Raw genomic sequence first — 16,522 nt, forward strand, 5'->3', positions numbered from 1 at the left:
TATTCTTAATGTCTCCAAAAAAGAAAAACAGGCAAGGTATTTTTTTATCAAGAGTAATTTTAAAGAAACTTGAAAAAATAATATTTATAATATATTACACATGTATAGTATATATAATTTAAAAGCGATTATTCTTTATTTTTCAATTCTAAAAGTATAGGTGTTATATTAAGTACAATAGATATAATAGTTAAAATCCATAATGTAGTTTCCATATAAGGAACTACATCTAATAAAGCCGTCCAATCATTCACTTTTACCCATCCAGATAAAAGTGTATACTCTGAACAAAGTGTCAATGCTGTAAATGATAATCCTATTGCCATAACAAGTTTATAATTCTTTCCTACTTTATACATATAAAGATTTACAAAAGTAGATATTAGAGCAATCCCACCAAATACTATCCACACATTTTTACCTCCATTATTTCTTTATTTATTTTGTATAAATTTACAATTGCGAATTAATTATAATGTAGTTTACATTAAATTATAACTTTTTATAGATATTAGCATAATTAATCTACACTTGTTTCTCTAAGATATTCAAAGTATAGTTTTAAAGAATAGCAATATGTCTTTTCTTTATTATCAATATACTTTAAATATTTTGCTACTGGTATTATAGGTAGTACAGTATCATCAACTAACAAGTATCTTCTTTGGTTCTTCTCTAAATTTACATCTTATACTCTCAATACTTACTCTCCTCTACATAATTTATACTTATAGTATATAAAAAAAGATATGAAATTAGTGATTCTATTACACTATCTATTCCATATCTATAATACTATATTTAAATTTCTACCTCACCTATTAATACTTTATTATATTTAATATATAATTTATAACAACCTTATTTCTTCATTTATTCGTTTGATTTCATCATTCATTTTATTTATATCCCATAGTTCTGTTAATTTTAAAAATTTTAAAGCATTTTCAAAACTAGTTACTTTATATCCTTTTTCTCTAAGAGATTTTACATTTTGTGCTGTTCTTGAATTACAAGAGAATATTATTGCAAACTTAGCATTTTCCGCTTGAGTTTTATAGTATCTTCCATTATTTTTGCTACATATATTTGAAATACATTCTTCTATTTCTAAAAATTTTTTTCTGTTTCCTCCACAATTAATATTTCCCAAATCATTTTCACTTTTATTAACAATACAACATATATATATATCATTGTCAATACTATCATACTCAAGCTCTTCTTCATATACTTGCTTCAATTTTATTAAATCTTCCTCTTTTTCTTTTTTATATTGCTTTTCACGGTCTTTAATTATATTTAGAAAATGTTTATAAGCACTTGGAGTTATCCAAAATGCAAACTTTCTAGTAAATATTTTTCTATATAAACCATCTTTACTATATCCAACTTCTTCTATATAACTTGAATCAAAATACATACTGTTATTATTAATTATTATTTGATTACTATTTGAAGGTAACAAAACTTTTACATCCTTTAATGTTGTATTATAATCTATATTTAAATAATCTATAATGAACTCTCTGTCATATTTTAAACCTTCAGTTTTATCTTTACCAAATAATTTGCTCAAAAATCCCACAATTACACTCCCCTTATTTATAGATTTTTTAATAATTTTATCATCTATAATAACTGTGTGGCAAATCAAATTCAGTCTTTTCAAGGAAAATAAATCCAATACATATAATACTCTCTCTAAATTATATGTTAAGATATAAAAATAAAGGTAGCTCCTAAGAACTACCTTCAATAATTATAAACCTATTCTTTTGATAACGTTTTTTAATGTATCAAATCTATCTGAACCTTTTAAATATACATTGGCCTTTATATCATCTAATCCACCACCAACTGCATAAACACTTCTTCCCATTCCAACTTTATAATCCTTTTTATGGGCTAAAATAGAATCTTTTTTATTTACATTCAACCAATCATTTAAATATTCTGCTGCTCTTTTATCTACATCATTACCATATACAACTACATTTCTATGAGATTTTATTGGATTATTTTCAACCGTTTGACCTGTTAATCCTTTTACTATTGCATTAGCTACTTTTTCAGCATTAAATATTGACATATCTTTTGAATTATCACAAAAACATACCTCAACTAACATAGCTTCACAGCTTGTATTACCTATTACATATAAATCACTACCATCTTTTATCCCCCTATTGGTAAATCCTAATGCAACTAAGTTATTTAAAATATCATTTGCTTGCTTATACTTCTTAGCTCCATATGTGAACACTTCTGTTCCATAAGCTTGAGTATTAAAACAATTAAAATGAATTGATACATAAAAATCTAATTTATTACTATTGGCTACTGATACTCTTCTTCCTAAACTATCTCCTAAACTTGAACAAGTATCTACTGTACAATTAATAACTGTATGACCTAACTGTTTAAGCTTTGATATTACTAAGCTTCCAACTTCTCTAGTTAAATCACTTTCATTTCTTATCCCTACTGATCCATAATCATAACTTCCTCTATATTGAGTATGACCACAATCAATTCCTATTTTCATATTTATTCACCGTCCCTGCTATTTTCTTTTATAGCTTGTCTAGTAGAACTTTGTCCAAAATAAAATGCTATTATCATTGAAAATATAGTTAAAAATTCATTGCTACTTATTCCACCTTTAAGTGCCAATATACAAAATACTACAGTAGTTAATAATGCTATGATTTTCTTAATCTGCAACATATTTTTAAATTGATTCATCTAGACCATCCCTTTCTATAGCAAACCTCTTTGTGCTGCATAAAAAAAGAAGCTTATAAAAGCTCCTATAAGTAATCCTATAAACCATTTCATAACTGTAGTTAATTGTTTTAAGTTTTCACATAGATTTTTTATTTCTATTTTAAGACTTGCATTATCCTGTTCAAGTTTATCTAATCTATTGGCATGGTTGTTTAACCTAGTATCATGAGTTTTTAATTGATGTTGTATTAATTCATAGTTCATTTTTCCACCTTCCTTTATATAAATATTAGTTATAAAAAATATTTGTTTATTATCATTCAAAATAATTAACTTTAAAATAAATTGTTCTATAAAAACAAGAAAAGATTAAAGCCATAAGTGTAAACTCTAATCTTTTCTTATCTCATTTTTTATTTAACTTCTCCAATATGATTAATGTACATAATATTATTGTAAAATGGATAGACAATGTTAATATAATTATTTCTCCATTCTTGCCTGCTAATATACTTCCTAAGCCATATATAAATACCATTAGAACTACTATTGATAGTAGTAATGCAATAATTACTTTTTTTAACATAAGTATCTCCCACTTCAAATTTATTTTTTGTTTTATTATAATTAAATTGTAATTATTTCCGTAATAATTATAAAATTTTATATTTTTTAATATATATTACATTTTTTATAATTTCAAAAAATAAAATATATACTTTTTGTATTTTATTTTTTTAAATTATAAAAACATATTTTTGTGTTTTCTATAATCATTGAAATAAAAAAAGAACCTCTACGTTCTGAGGGCGCTTTTTCAGTGCCCTCATCTCTAATCCCTACTTTGTCTTAATTTTCATATAAAAAATGGACAATAGAAAAGTGATCTCTTTTTCTATTATCCAAATTAAGTTTTTTCAAATCATGTGAAGCAAAATTGCTATTACACTTTTATATTATATATACTATTTGAGCAATATTACCTGAGCATACATAATTTAATAATAAATATTACATAAAACATATTTTTATTTTAATTATTACATATCACACAATTAATTTACTTAATGCTTATTTTGAACGTATACGCATAATTTCATTTTTAATCTTTTCCTTCAATTCTTTTCTTTCATCCTCATCAGGCCTTGTAGACTCATCAAATAATTCTTCATTTGACAATTGATATACTGAGCTAATTATAGGTGTATCACCTTTTACCCTAGGATATAAATGCCAATGAATATGAGGGCACCCATTTCCAAGTAGTTCGTAGTTCATCTTGTCAGGTTTAAACATATTAGAAACAGCTTCAGCTACTATAGACATTTCTTCAAGATATTTAATTTTAAAAGATAGTTCTAAATTATGTAATTCAGGACCATGCTCTTTACAAATGAAAAGGGTATAGCCCTTGAACCTCTGAAACCATCCTAAAACTACATATCCTGTTTCAAGTTCCATAATAAAGTATGGATCATCCTTAATACTTTTTTGCATTTCACACATTTTACAGTTCATTTTACATCCCCCATATAAAAACTATTAATTATAGTCAATTGACAAGTTATCTATTGTTTTAATTTTTTTATTCCTATTCACTTCTTTAATTCCCCTTATTTTGTATTTTTTACATTTTCTATTATATCATTTATATATAAAATTTAGTATGAATTTATATATTTATACACAAAAAGACCTGTATTAAACAAGTCTTTAAATTATATACTAATAATTATCTAATTATAATCTCTATAATAACAGTTAGAATCATTATCTTATTATACAAAATCGCAAAGGTACCCCCTTAAGAGCTACTCTAAATACATAAAATTGTCTTATATACTATTTTTCAACATCTTTATTACGTAATATTAATATAAATATGTATATTATATTACAAATATATTTTAAGTTTATAATAATCAATATTGGGATTAATAAATTTGTTAAATTATATATCAGTCCATATACATTCATTATTCTCGGAAAACTATCTAACAAAGATTTTCCAACTAATAGATTAATATCTTCAACAAATAAAGTATTAAATGCACATGCTATTATAAGACAAACACCATAGTAAAAAAATTTATCAATTAACTTTTTATAGTCCATATCGTTATAGTCTTTAAACTCATTTTTCAATTTATAAGCACATCCTTATTAATTATATTCTTTATAAATTGGAAACATCAATTCCTGCTGATATATCATTGCTCACTTCATACTTTTTACTCTACCATATTATATATTAAATAATGTTTTCAAATTTTCAATCAAAAAAATTTGTATTAAACAAGTCTTTATATTAACTACTAAAAGTAAACTCATAATTTTCTAATGTCCATTTTTCTGTTAAATCTCTAGGATGTCTAGATTTTTTGCCTTTATCATCCTTAAAACATTTTATTTTATTTATATGTGGTTTTAATAATTCTTCAACTTGCCTCTTTCTACTAATATATTTTTTATTATCAGATCCCCATCCAACTATTACTATATCTGATTTTTCTAAGGATTCTATTATATACTTATCATTATACTTCTCAAATTCATTACTTCTTTGTGAAAGTTCTTTAGGTTCTGTAGACATATACGCAAATAAATTTACGATATTTATACTTCCATAGTTATTATCTATCAAAAAATTAGTTACATTTATAACAGTCCTATCACTTTTTAATTCACTTGCTTTGCTTGGGTTTAGCATTATAATTGTAGCTTTCTTTTTATCCTTGTCCCAAGTTCTAGTTAATTTATATCTATATTTTTTATCATTTGAAAAAACAGCTTCACTATTAATTACAGAACTTGTTATTTTCATTATTATAACCTCCTTATTTAATTATACTACTATTTTTATCATATTAAGTTTTCCTGTATGTCATTTAATTTTAAATATTTTTTAACATAGATATATTCTCTCCTACTTCATCTATTATTTTGTATTCTAAGCTTTTATATAATGAAAAAGCAGGTTTATTATATTTAAAAACGTTAAATAATACTTTTTTAAGTCCCTTTTCTTTTGCTTCTTCTTCAACTAAAAGTAAAGTCTGCTTTCCATATCCTTGTCTACGAAAACTTTCATATATTAAAAAATCACATATAAATGCTATATCCTCCTGATACTTTTGGTACCAGATAATTCCCACATCTTCATTATTACTATTCACAACCATATAAATAAAATTATCTTTTGTATATTTTCCTTCTGGTAAAAATCCATGGAAACTTTTTTTAGCACTTTCAAGTGCATCTTCCTTACTGCATAGACCTGATTTTATCAGATCTTTTGAATAATCTAAAATGTCCCATTCAGCGAATTTATCAAATTCATCATCACTTAGTTCTCTGAACTTTATACTAAAATTTTTCACTTTATTTCTCCTTAACATTTAAAATTTCATGACAAACCTATTTATTTTAGACCATATTTACTAAAAACTAATGAACTAATTTTTTCTTCATGACCTTCATTTATAAATCCCAATTTTAACATGAGATTTTTACTTGCAATATTTTCTTTTTCAACACAAGCCACAAATTCATGTTTATCATAATGCTTATGTAATTCTTTAATTAACGCTGAAAGTAATTCATAAGCAAAACCTTGCCTATGGTATTTATATGAAATTGTATAGCCTAGTGAAATAGTTTGATTTTCTATAGAAATAAAAATATCTCCAACAATTTCATTTGTTTTTTTGAAAATAATAGCCAAACGTTTTTTGCCTATAGAAAACAAATCATCATTTTTACTCTTTTCAATAAGCTTTGTTAAATTCTTATTATCTTTAAATTGACCTCGTTGAAATTTTGAGCATAAATCATTACTTCTATAGTCTACTAATTCTTCTAAATCCTTAATTTCAAAATTTCTTAAAGCCAATCTTTTAGTTTCAAAATACATAAATCTCACCACATTTACACTTTTTAAATTTTTGTTTGATTTTTTTGACCTAATCTAAGGACGTCGCTTCTCCGGGTAGGTATAAGAATCATATGAAAATATATTTAGAGTTTCTTTAAAGATTTCACAGATTAGCATTTTAAATTTCTTCATTATTATTTTTTAATTTTCAGGCTTAGCTTTATGTCTATGCTTGGAACTCTATATAATATTTACAAACAATATATGAAATTTACTTTTTATATTTTATTTTATATTTATAAAATATATATTGTAACAAATTAATAGTAGTACATATCCAGGCAACAAAGCTAACTAAAATAAAATTTATATTATCTCTAAAGTACCTTAATGCATCCCAAAAATCTAATGACCAAATTATAAAAAATACTACTGAAGTTCCACCTATGTAATCAATACTCCAATTGATTTTTCTATTTTTCTTTAAAGCTATTCTTACATATAAACAACTAATAATTAATATTCCTACAGACCATAAACTGAAATTTATTAAATCCTTTGTTATAATAACTACTGGTATTTCGCTACCTAAAATCATTCTATGAATAAATTCAAAAATTTTAGCTATTAAAAATACAACTCCCATATTCTAATCTCCTTATCATAATACTTATTTCCATAAAAATTTTAAAATTCCTTTATAATGTCATGTATATTATTGTTACACTATTAATATATAATTTAAAATCCAAAAATTATTTTCATAAAAATAAGCTATCACACAACTAATTTTAGTTAATTATGCAATAGCTTATTATTATTATTTTTTATTTAAGATTTTTTATATCAACTTTTCATTAAATATTCCATCTAAATTAAGTTTATTTACTCTATTATATATTTCATCTTTATCTATAGTATACAACCCTAGCTCTTTCATTCTATTAAAGTACTCTGCACCTGCAAAGGTATACCTATTTCTTCTACCTTCTTTTGTTTTCACTTTTTCATTAGCATAGGCTATTAAGTCTCCTATTGCTAATGCTCTTGGAAGTATTAACAGTGGCATTCCTAGGTAATTTCTTACTGCATTATGTCCTGCGAGACTTCCTGTACATATGGCTTCTGTGTGACCTACAAATAACCCACTTTTTTCTCCGCCACAAAATAAATTTGAAAGTCCATCAACTTTCATATCATCACTTCTAGGTGCTACTGATAGATATCTTATAGAGTTTCCTTTTCCACCTGCATATGGATCTACAAATTTGGCATTTTCTAATCCATGTATTTTTCTTAATTTTTCTAATGGATAATAAGAAGTCATAAGTTTTGCATGTCCTGTATCTAATAATACTATATTTTCCGCAAACTCTTTTAGTGCATATTGTTGACATACCTTTTGTTTTAATTTATCTAAATTTATATCTTCTTTCGGTACTGTTAACACTACAACACCAGTTTCATCTAATTGTTTTACTATTTCATCTGAAAGAGTTTCCTTAGCTAGTTTGCAAGAACCACTAAATGCTCCATAAACATCTTCATCTCTTTCACCTTTTATATCTTCAATACCTGCTCTATAACTTATACTTATTCTTGGTCCAAAAGATGGACACCTTAAAACACACATAGAACAGCCATTTCCATATCTTAAACAATTCCCCATTGGACCTGTAGAACCTGTGGTTTCAATAAAAACATCGCCTTCTATAAAGGAGCCATCATTAATATAAACACCTTTTAATTTATCTCCATCTTTTTCTACATCTACTACTCTAGTTACAACTTTAATCTCTATATCAAGCCCTTCAACATATCTTCTTACATCTGGCTCAATTTTATTTACATCATAAAGCCAAGCATGCTTATGCCCTGGAAAATCTATATCTTTATGCCTTGTATTTCTGTCTGTTATATTTATTAAATCCCCAGCACCTAAAGCTAATAATTCTTCTGCTGCTGTATATCTTCCGTTGTTTCTCATTATTCCTCCTACGTTTCCTAGTCCTAGTAATAAATCTGTTTTTTCTATTAATGTAACATCTGCACCTGCTTTTTTTGCTGTTATTGCAGCAGCTACTCCAGACCATCCACCACCAATTACAACGACTTTCACAGTGTTCTCCTCCCCTCTAAAATGTACTTAGGTTCAGTTTGTATTTTGCACAATCTTCTTAGTTTGTCATCATTATTTATTCTTGTACAACAACCACAAACCCCTTCACCACAACACATTTTTTCATTATTACTGCAAGAAAACTTAATATCCTTGTCATGGGCTTCTACAATTCTCATAATCTGGTAATTTAAAATATCTGCTGCATCGCAATGTACTATTGAAATATCATTTTCATTTAATATATTCTCTAAAACTTTTTTAAATTTCCCACTTAATAATCCACCAGGTATTATGCTGGTACTTTCTATAACTTTATCTGAATATTTTATTAGCTTATCTTTTATAAATATATTTTCAAATGGACTTTTGTCTATTATAGTTATAATTTTGTTTTCATTATGATGCAACCACTCTATAACTGGAATCATAGGTGCCTGTCCTATGCCTCTTGCAATAAGTAAACATTGCTTTTTCTTAGTTTCTAAAATTGATTTCACACCTAAAATACCATTCCAAAAAGGTCCTTTAACCAATAAATAATCATCTTTATTAGCTTTTGCTAGTTCTTTTGTCTTTAATCCCTTTAATTCAACTGCAAAAGTTAAAGTACTATTTTCTCCATCATTCTCCATGATAGAAATAGGTGTGTCATAATTGCTTTCTGTATCTTCTCTTCGTAAAAATACAAAACTTCCTGGACTAGCAAGCTCACTAACAAGTTTATCACTAGCAGATATTTTTAATATCAATATTTTATCTTCTAATACTTCTTTATATAAAACTTTGCATCTTTGATATTTTCTTCCCGGTTTACTTTTAAAATTATTTGTAACAAATTCTTGGTAGATGCAAACCCCATTCCAATTGCAACAGTCACAAAAGTCTTTACCATCTAGATGTGAACATAGTATACAATTACCAGACTCCGCCAAATGACAGGGACAAAATTCACTGCCGCAGTCTATGCAAGTATAAGGTTCATAACTCATTTCAAAACCTCCTATAATACTCTACTATTAGAATATTTACATCATAAGTATTTTGTTACATTTTATAACTAAAACCACAAAATAAAAAATTGCCTCATATAAGGCAATTTAATAATTTTAGTTTAATAATTTTTCTTTTATTATTTTATATATAGGTTTTTTCTCTATTTCATTTTGAGATAACATATATTCATAAACTATTTTTCCATTTTCATCACTTACTCTAACAGTTCCTATTTTTTCTTCTTTATTTATTGGCGCTTTTAAATTTTGGGGCACATCTACTTCTATATTTAATTTTTCATCTTCTTTAACTGGAAGAATTACATCTTTTCTACTTATTAGATTTAGCTTTCCATCACCATTTTCTACTTCTATGGTCTTTAGCACTTCACCCTTGGAAATTACTTTTTTATAATCATAAGTTTCATCTACATAATTAAAAATTTTTCTTGTTTCTTCCCATCTAGGAGTACAATTTAAAGTTACTATTATTATATCTCCCTCTTTCATTTTTACTGATGAAACTAGGCATTTTCCAGCACCTCCAGTATATCCTGTTTTTACGCCATTAGCGTTAGGCATTTGGTATAAAAGTTTATTTATATTTTGATAATCCCTTGTAAATCCATGTTTTGATTTATCTATTGATTTTGAAGATACAATTTCATGAAAAATAGGGTTTTCTTTAGCTTTTTTAGTTGCTATAGCTAAATCATAAGCTGTTGAATAATGATTTTGACTATCAAGACCATGTGGAGACTCAAAATGAGAATCTAACATTCCTATTTGAATACAATATTCATTCATAATATTACAAAATCCTTCTACAGATCCTCCAATACCTTCTGCTATTGCTATTGCTGCATCATTTCCTGATTTAAACATAAGTCCATATAACAATTCATATAATGTAATCTTTTCTCCAGCTTTATATCCAACTGTAGACCCTCTTATTGCTGCTGAATTTTTTGAAATAGTAAATTCCTCTTCTAAATCACCATAACTTAATGCTACTAAAGCAGTTACTATTTTTGTAGTGCTCGCCACTGGTACTAAGGAACGAGAATTTTGTTCAAATAGTACCCTTCCACTTAAACTATCTACTGCAATTGCACTTCCTGCATCCACTCTTAATTTTTTAGGACTTGCATAACATACAGTACTAAACATTTTAATAATAAGAATTGCTACAAGTATTACCGAAAGAGATTTTATATGTATTTTTTTCATTTTTCTCACCTCTATATATTACTTTGAAAATTATGCTAAATGTGAATATTATTTCCCAATATGGTTAGCATAACTTATAGCTATTTGATTATAAATTTAAAACCTTATTTTATTTATTGGAGGATACTTATGAATTATTTTTTATTTATTTTAGCAATAATATTAGCAATATTATTTTGTCCTATTCCTCTAAAATTAAAACTTAAATATATAAATAAAAAACTAGAAATTTTTATTTATAAAAAAAATTTAAATTTAGATAAAAAACATAAATCTAATAAGAAAAATATAGAGAAAAAAGAGGAAAAATATAAAGAAAGTGGCATTAAAAGAAAATTATCAAAAGATAAACTTCCTTCAATATATATAAAAAGTTTATTAAATGATTTGACTTATAATAAATTCAAAATAAAAATGAAAATTAAATCAAAAGTTAACTATTCACTTCCAGATGCAGCACACACTGCCATTCTTTACGGATATGCTCATCAAGGTTTTGTGCTTTTGCAATTAATTTTAAAACTCTTTTTTAAAGTTAAGGACTTTAAATATGATTTAAATTATGAGTTTAATAAATATTACATTAATGTGGAAATAGAGTGTATATTTTTTATAAGTTTAGCAAAAATTATATATATATGCTTTTTAGTCATTAAAAACATAAAAAGAAAAGATAAAGATAACGTTAAAATTTCACAGCCAGTATAAGTTGTTAAGTAATAAATTTATGTATTACTTAAATTGCTGTTAAGGAGGAGTTTATAAAATGGATAATCATCCAATAGAAAATCTTATGAAAGCAACCATGGAAAATATAAAAGATATGATCGATGTTGATACAATTGTAGGTAAACCTGTTACTGCTTATGATGGTACAGTTATAATACCTATATCTAAAGTTTCCTTCGGATTTGGATCTGGTGGATCAGAATTCGAAACTGACAAAAATAAAAATTCTATAAATAATCCTTTTGGTGGTGGTTCTGGTGCAGGAATAAGTATTAAACCAGTGGGTTTTTTAGTAGTTAAAGGTGATTCTGTAAGATTGCTTTCAGTAGACCACAATAATAGTTATGATAAATTAATAGATAGTATACCTCAAATTTTTGATATGGTAAAAGACCTTTTCAAAAAAGATGATGATTATAAAGAAGATACTAAAAATAATAAAAAATGTTGTTGTGACAATGATGAGTTTGGTACAATAGATGACTTAGATATATAAATATATCTCCTTTCATAAAATAAAGCAGTAACTAAGTTACTGCTTTATTTTAATCTTTAATTATATTAAACTGTTTCAATTTCTTCTTTGCTTTCAATCTCTTCTACATTAAAAGTTTCTAAAGAAGGAAGCTCATCTATATTTCCAAAATCAAAGTATTTTAGGAATTCATCTGTTGTACCATATAAATTAGGTCGTCCAACAACATCTTTTTTTCCACTTTCTTTTATAAGATTTTTATCTATAAGGGTATATATAGCTCTATCACTTTTCACCCCTCTAATTTCTTCAATCTCTACTCTCGTTATAGGTTGTCTATATGCTATTATAGCTAAAGTCTCTAAAGCTGCTTGGGATAAAGATTGTCTTACATTAGTTTTTAATAATTTTTGTATGTAACTAGAGTTTTTTGGTTTAGTTACAAATTGATATTCCTTATGATTCTTTATTATTTTAATGCCTCTACTTTCATCTTCCTTATATATCTTCATAATCTCTTTCATAAGCTTCTCTGTATATTCTACAGAACATTCTATTATTGAAGCTATAGATGATAAACTTATAGGATCTCCACTAGCATAAAGCAGTGACTCTATTATTGAAAAATATACCTTCTTATGTGAAACTTCTTCGATTTCTAATTGCTCTTTATGCAAATTATTCATCTTCATCTATCCTTTCTATATCATCTACTCTTTCTACATATATATCTGAGAAACTTTTTTCCTGTATAACATTTACCGTTTTTATTTTAATAAGTTCTAACAGTGCTAAAAAAGTTACTATTGCTTCACTTTTACTTTTATATCCTTTTATAAGCCTTGAAAAATGTATCTTAGGATAAGTTTTCATAAGAGTTGTAATTTCTGTCATCTTATCCTCTATTTTAAAGGTTTCAATTTTTATTTTGTCTTCAAAAAAATCTCCTTTTTCATTCATTTTATTAAAGTAATTATTCATCAACTCATTATATAAATTATATAAATCAAGCATTGTTCTGTTTTTTAATAAATCTGCAATAGTTTCTTTTTTAGGATTTTTCTCTTCTATTATTTCTGGTTTTTTACTAAATACAGCTCCAGTTTCTAACTGTCTTTCACCTAAAAACTCAGCTACCATTTTGTATTTTTTGTATTGAATTAGTTTTTTCATAAGCTCCTTCGCTGCATCTTCTTCATTTTCATACTCTTCCACTTTAGGTTTAGGCAATAACAGCTTGGACTTTATTTCTATTAAAGTTGCTGCAATAACAATAAACTCAGAAGTTATTTCTAAGTCCATCTCTTGCATAGTTTTTAAATAACCTAAATACTGATTAGTTATTTCTAATATTTTTATATCATATATACTCATTTCATTTTTCTTAATTAAATGGAGTAATAAATCAAAGGGGCCTTCAAAATTTGTTATTTTTATACTTAACGACATATAAAACTCATCCTTTATAAGAATATAAAGCCAAATTATATAATAAGATTAAAACATACATTATTAATCTTACATTAAATATTATGACTTTATAAATTTCTTTTTTCATATTTTCTAATTATACCACATGAAATTATTTAGTAAAAGAATAGACTTTATTGTGTTTTTATGTAGTTAAAAAAGTTATGGATATTAACTTTTTATAATATCCATAACCTTATATAATCTAATTTGCTTTTTTTAATTTATCAATCAATCTTTTAGGATTTACAATTTTTTTAATCTCATATTCTTTATCATCCTTTTTAATTTTTAAAACATCGCCAGTTTCCAACGCAGTATTCCAAAATACCTCTGGTGTAATATCTGGTTTAACCTGACAAGTCAATGCATATAGTCCTGCAATATATGGTGAACACCAACTCCAACCACCTTGAGAATAAAAAACATACTCTTCTTTTCCTGCTTCACTTGCAAGTGTTCTTGAATCCATTGGAATAAATAATACTTCACTATCTTTTAAACCTTTAATTCTAATATTATAAAATTTATCATTATCATCAAAAAAAAGCTTTTCGCTATAACAATTAGGTTTATAAGATGAAATTTCATCTGGGTCGCTTAATATATCTCTTCCAAGTCCATCATAAGCAAATCCATAGGTATCTTTTAAAGATGATGAAACTACAAATATATTTTTATCACTTGCTCTTTTTACAGTATCCATAAATTCTTCGTATCCTTTTTCTTTAGGATTGACTCCTATAGAAAGAGAAATAACTCTAATTTTTTTATTTTCTTCTAAAGTTTCATTTACCTTTAAAATTTTATCAATAGCCTTTGATAACCATACGAAATTCATTTCAACACTTCCAGACCTATTATCTCTATCTTCCCAACTTGTTGAAATATAATATAAATCTGCATTTGGTGCTATTCCTGCAGTCTCTCCTACAGCAATAGATGCCACTCCCGCTCCATGCATACTAGGTGAATTTTCAAAACTATGAAATTCTTCATAGTACTTAAGATTATCCTTATATTCCACATGATCTTTTAATAACATCCCATCAATTATTGCAATTCCAACATTCTCTCCTTTAATGCCACTTTTGTGAATGGTTTTTACTCCTAAGCCGGGATTCTTTCCATATTTAATTATTTTCTTAGGTTTATATTCTTTAGGAAGTTTTTTAGGCCACTTTGTAATAGTATCAAATGATCCATGAACTAAATTATCAGTTTCATCACTTAAATCTAACTGTGATAAATCCTTCCCCCTTACATCAACCTGAAATAGTCCACAATTATTGGGATCATATTGTGGTAACTCTGTTAATTTTGGTATAGAATTTGTGTAACTAGCTTCATTTTTATTTAAAAAAGTCTGAACACTATTCAAATCTCTATTACATCCACCAGTAAATATAATTGTAGATATCAATAATATAATAAAACTTTTTCTCATAGTTCCCCCTCATACTTATATAGTTTTTATATTTTAAATTTATTAAATAAATTTAAATTGGAGCTTATTTCCCTATATAACTCTTTACTACAATAATTTTATAGTATCATATATAAGCTAACTAATTAATTTCAAATCCAAATATTAACATCTTGTTTAAAATATTCATTTTAAAATTGCTTATTATAAAAAGGGATACAAAAAGTATCCCTAATTTAATATTATAAACTTATGCTCTAAAATTCAACTAAATTTATAACTCCAAATATATTACTTATATTATCTTTTAAATTTCTTAAAAATTGAGATTGCTTTACTTCTCTGTCAGTATACATTTGAACAGTTCCTATTAATTCATCACCCATGTAGAATTCACAAGTTCCTATTATGTCACCTTCTTTATAATGCTTTTTCTCCATATCAATATTTATTTTTTTAGTTATTTCTGCATCTTTACCTTTTTCTAAAGTTATATTTAAACCTTCATTTGCTTTTGCAATAAAGAATTTATCTCCTTTTTTATTTAATGGAATAGTTTCTATTTCCTCATCTTTAGCTACTACTTTTTTACTTTCAAATTTTGCAAATCCATAATTCATCAATTTGCTTGCTTCTGCGTTTCTTATTTTATATGTAGGTGAACCCATAACAACAGCTAACATTCTTACATTATTTCTTACTGCAGTTGCTGATATACAATATTTTGCTTCTTCAGTATATCCAGTTTTTAATCCATCACAGCCTTCGTAAAATCTTACAAGTTTATTATGATTAACAAGCTCTATAGGTGTTTTACGTCCTTCTGATATTGTCTCCATGTAAATTGATGAATATTTTAATATTGTAGGGTGTTTTAAAAGTTCTATAGACATTGTAGCTATATCTCTAGCAGTACTTAAATGGCCTTCTATTGGAAGTCCGGTACAGTTTTTAAAAGTTGTATTAGTCATACCAAGTTCTTGTGCTCTTTTATTCATCATATCAACAAAAGATTCTTCGCTTCCACCTAGATGTTCTGCCATAGCTACAGCTGCATCGTTACCTGATGCTATAGCTATACCTTTTAGTATCTCCTCAACAGTCCTTACTTCACCTTCATCAAGAATCATACTACTTCCACCCATGCTCTTAACTTTAGCACTACATACTATTTTATCATCTAGTTTTAAATCTCCATTGTCTATTGCCTCCATAGCAAGAAGCATTGTCATTACTTTAGTTACAGATGCTGGAGCAAATTTTTCATCTAGATTTTTTTCATATATAACCTTTCCAGTAGTAGGTTCTATAAGTAATGCTGATTTTGCATCAACATCTAATGGTGCTGATGATTTCGTTTCCTCTTTTTTATTGATTTCTTTTCCATCTTCAACTGCCATTGCTGGAACTGTTATTTGAAATAATAATAATAAGCTTAAAATAACACTTATAATACTTTTCTTTTTCATTTTTA

General features: G+C 26.1%; 22 protein-coding genes. 2 read left to right on the forward strand and 20 right to left on the reverse strand.

Annotated elements, in window-relative coordinates:
- Positions 1-128 precede the first annotated feature (128 nt).
- The 16 genes from KQI36_RS01110 to KQI36_RS01185 all read right to left on the reverse strand — a co-directional run bounded on the left by KQI36_RS01110 (position 129) and on the right by KQI36_RS01185 (position 10,948).
- Positions 129-413, reverse strand: coding sequence for a hypothetical protein (locus tag KQI36_RS01110; RefSeq protein WP_216449300.1), 285 nt, complete (start codon positions 411-413; stop codon positions 129-131).
- Between the two features lie 107 nt (positions 414-520).
- Complete coding sequence (locus tag KQI36_RS17805) at positions 521-655, reverse strand: hypothetical protein (RefSeq protein ID WP_280527020.1); 135 nt, start codon at positions 653-655, stop codon at positions 521-523.
- A gap of 195 nt (positions 656-850) precedes the next feature.
- Positions 851-1,588, reverse strand: coding sequence for a hypothetical protein (locus tag KQI36_RS01120; protein WP_216449302.1), 738 nt, complete (start codon positions 1,586-1,588; stop codon positions 851-853).
- A 174-nt stretch (positions 1,589-1,762) separates the two neighbouring features.
- Complete coding sequence (locus tag KQI36_RS01125; RefSeq protein ID WP_216449304.1) at positions 1,763-2,548, reverse strand: N-acetylmuramoyl-L-alanine amidase; 786 nt, start codon at positions 2,546-2,548, stop codon at positions 1,763-1,765.
- Between the two features lie 2 nt (positions 2,549-2,550).
- Positions 2,551-2,748: a hypothetical protein gene (locus KQI36_RS01130; RefSeq protein WP_216449306.1), complete on the reverse strand. Its 198-nt coding sequence runs from the start codon at positions 2,746-2,748 to the stop codon at positions 2,551-2,553.
- Positions 2,749-2,763: 15 nt separating this feature from the next.
- Positions 2,764-2,994, reverse strand: a complete 231-nt coding sequence (locus KQI36_RS01135; protein ID WP_216449307.1) for a hemolysin XhlA family protein — start codon at positions 2,992-2,994, stop codon at positions 2,764-2,766.
- A gap of 142 nt (positions 2,995-3,136) precedes the next feature.
- Positions 3,137-3,316 (reverse strand): hypothetical protein, encoded by a 180-nt coding sequence (locus tag KQI36_RS01140; RefSeq protein WP_199868918.1) that lies wholly within the window; start codon positions 3,314-3,316, stop codon positions 3,137-3,139.
- 485 nt (positions 3,317-3,801) lie between these two features.
- A complete protein-coding gene (locus tag KQI36_RS01145; protein ID WP_216449308.1) occupies positions 3,802-4,248 on the reverse strand; it encodes an HIT family protein in 447 nt (148 codons plus the stop codon).
- A gap of 324 nt (positions 4,249-4,572) precedes the next feature.
- A complete protein-coding gene (locus KQI36_RS01150) occupies positions 4,573-4,875 on the reverse strand; it encodes a hypothetical protein (protein ID WP_216449309.1) in 303 nt (100 codons plus the stop codon).
- Between the two features lie 163 nt (positions 4,876-5,038).
- The gene (locus KQI36_RS01155; RefSeq protein WP_216449310.1) at positions 5,039-5,554 is read right to left on the reverse strand and encodes a DUF1643 domain-containing protein; all 516 of its coding nucleotides are present in this window, start codon (positions 5,552-5,554) and stop codon (positions 5,039-5,041) included.
- 70 nt (positions 5,555-5,624) lie between these two features.
- On the reverse strand, positions 5,625-6,110 hold the full coding sequence (locus KQI36_RS01160) for a GNAT family N-acetyltransferase (protein WP_216449312.1): 486 nt from the start codon (positions 6,108-6,110) through the stop codon (positions 5,625-5,627).
- A 41-nt stretch (positions 6,111-6,151) separates the two neighbouring features.
- On the reverse strand, positions 6,152-6,643 hold the full coding sequence (locus KQI36_RS01165; protein ID WP_216449313.1) for a GNAT family N-acetyltransferase: 492 nt from the start codon (positions 6,641-6,643) through the stop codon (positions 6,152-6,154).
- A gap of 232 nt (positions 6,644-6,875) precedes the next feature.
- The gene (locus tag KQI36_RS01170) at positions 6,876-7,250 is read right to left on the reverse strand and encodes a hypothetical protein (RefSeq protein ID WP_216449314.1); all 375 of its coding nucleotides are present in this window, start codon (positions 7,248-7,250) and stop codon (positions 6,876-6,878) included.
- A 195-nt stretch (positions 7,251-7,445) separates the two neighbouring features.
- A complete protein-coding gene (locus KQI36_RS01175; protein ID WP_061994803.1) occupies positions 7,446-8,723 on the reverse strand; it encodes an FAD-dependent oxidoreductase in 1,278 nt (425 codons plus the stop codon).
- Entirely contained in the window at positions 8,720-9,715 is a 996-nt protein-coding gene (locus tag KQI36_RS01180; protein ID WP_216449316.1) for a sulfide/dihydroorotate dehydrogenase-like FAD/NAD-binding protein, read from the reverse strand. The genes KQI36_RS01175 and KQI36_RS01180 overlap by 4 nt, the downstream gene beginning before the upstream one ends.
- 117 nt (positions 9,716-9,832) lie before the next feature.
- Positions 9,833-10,948 carry a D-alanyl-D-alanine carboxypeptidase family protein gene (locus KQI36_RS01185; RefSeq protein WP_010292233.1) on the reverse strand — a complete coding sequence of 372 codons (1,116 nt, stop codon included), beginning with the start codon at positions 10,946-10,948 and terminating at the stop codon, positions 9,833-9,835.
- Positions 10,949-11,077: 129 nt separating this feature from the next.
- Between KQI36_RS01185 and KQI36_RS01190 the strand changes: the two genes are divergently transcribed.
- A complete protein-coding gene (locus KQI36_RS01190; RefSeq protein WP_216449318.1) occupies positions 11,078-11,656 on the forward strand; it encodes a DUF2953 domain-containing protein in 579 nt (192 codons plus the stop codon).
- A 58-nt stretch (positions 11,657-11,714) separates the two neighbouring features.
- A complete protein-coding gene (ytfJ, locus tag KQI36_RS01195) occupies positions 11,715-12,173 on the forward strand; it encodes a GerW family sporulation protein (RefSeq protein ID WP_010292235.1) in 459 nt (152 codons plus the stop codon).
- A 65-nt stretch (positions 12,174-12,238) separates the two neighbouring features.
- Here the strand turns inward: ytfJ and scpB are convergent, their stop codons facing one another.
- The 4 genes from scpB to KQI36_RS01215 all read right to left on the reverse strand — a co-directional run bounded on the left by scpB (position 12,239) and on the right by KQI36_RS01215 (position 16,517).
- Complete coding sequence (gene scpB, locus KQI36_RS01200; RefSeq protein ID WP_216449319.1) at positions 12,239-12,838, reverse strand: SMC-Scp complex subunit ScpB; 600 nt, start codon at positions 12,836-12,838, stop codon at positions 12,239-12,241.
- Complete coding sequence (locus tag KQI36_RS01205) at positions 12,831-13,601, reverse strand: segregation/condensation protein A (protein WP_010292237.1); 771 nt, start codon at positions 13,599-13,601, stop codon at positions 12,831-12,833. The genes scpB and KQI36_RS01205 overlap by 8 nt, the downstream gene beginning before the upstream one ends.
- A gap of 226 nt (positions 13,602-13,827) precedes the next feature.
- Entirely contained in the window at positions 13,828-15,069 is a 1,242-nt protein-coding gene (locus tag KQI36_RS01210; protein ID WP_216449320.1) for a S8 family serine peptidase, read from the reverse strand.
- A gap of 236 nt (positions 15,070-15,305) precedes the next feature.
- Positions 15,306-16,517, reverse strand: a complete 1,212-nt coding sequence (locus tag KQI36_RS01215; RefSeq protein ID WP_216449321.1) for a D-alanyl-D-alanine carboxypeptidase family protein — start codon at positions 16,515-16,517, stop codon at positions 15,306-15,308.
- Positions 16,518-16,522 lie beyond the last annotated feature (5 nt).

Source organism: Clostridium senegalense, from assembly GCF_018916625.1.
GTDB lineage: Bacteria > Bacillota > Clostridia > Clostridiales > Clostridiaceae > Clostridium_J > Clostridium_J senegalense.

Excerpts from the sequence above, each read along its gene's own strand:
- KQI36_RS01125 (WP_216449304.1), bottom strand. The coding sequence starts at position 2,548 with ATGAAAATAGGAATTGATTGTGGTCATACTCAATATAGAGGAAGTTAT.
- KQI36_RS01130 (WP_216449306.1), bottom strand. The coding sequence starts at position 2,748 with ATGAATCAATTTAAAAATATGTTGCAGATTAAGAAAATCATAGCATTA.
- KQI36_RS01135 (WP_216449307.1), bottom strand. The coding sequence starts at position 2,994 with ATGAACTATGAATTAATACAACATCAATTAAAAACTCATGATACTAGG.
- KQI36_RS01140 (WP_199868918.1), bottom strand. The coding sequence starts at position 3,316 with ATGTTAAAAAAAGTAATTATTGCATTACTACTATCAATAGTAGTTCTA.
- KQI36_RS01145 (WP_216449308.1), bottom strand. The coding sequence starts at position 4,248 with ATGAACTGTAAAATGTGTGAAATGCAAAAAAGTATTAAGGATGATCCA.
- KQI36_RS01155 (WP_216449310.1), bottom strand. The coding sequence starts at position 5,554 with ATGAAAATAACAAGTTCTGTAATTAATAGTGAAGCTGTTTTTTCAAAT.
- KQI36_RS01165 (WP_216449313.1), bottom strand. The coding sequence starts at position 6,643 with ATGTATTTTGAAACTAAAAGATTGGCTTTAAGAAATTTTGAAATTAAG.
- KQI36_RS01170 (WP_216449314.1), bottom strand. The coding sequence starts at position 7,250 with ATGGGAGTTGTATTTTTAATAGCTAAAATTTTTGAATTTATTCATAGA.
- KQI36_RS01180 (WP_216449316.1), bottom strand. The coding sequence starts at position 9,715 with ATGAGTTATGAACCTTATACTTGCATAGACTGCGGCAGTGAATTTTGT.
- KQI36_RS01185 (WP_010292233.1), bottom strand. The coding sequence starts at position 10,948 with ATGAAAAAAATACATATAAAATCTCTTTCGGTAATACTTGTAGCAATT.
- KQI36_RS01190 (WP_216449318.1), top strand. The coding sequence starts at position 11,078 with ATGAATTATTTTTTATTTATTTTAGCAATAATATTAGCAATATTATTT.
- ytfJ (WP_010292235.1), top strand. The coding sequence starts at position 11,715 with ATGGATAATCATCCAATAGAAAATCTTATGAAAGCAACCATGGAAAAT.
- scpB (WP_216449319.1), bottom strand. The coding sequence starts at position 12,838 with ATGAATAATTTGCATAAAGAGCAATTAGAAATCGAAGAAGTTTCACAT.
- KQI36_RS01205 (WP_010292237.1), bottom strand. The coding sequence starts at position 13,601 with ATGTCGTTAAGTATAAAAATAACAAATTTTGAAGGCCCCTTTGATTTA.
- KQI36_RS01210 (WP_216449320.1), bottom strand. The coding sequence starts at position 15,069 with ATGAGAAAAAGTTTTATTATATTATTGATATCTACAATTATATTTACT.
- KQI36_RS01215 (WP_216449321.1), bottom strand. The coding sequence starts at position 16,517 with ATGAAAAAGAAAAGTATTATAAGTGTTATTTTAAGCTTATTATTATTA.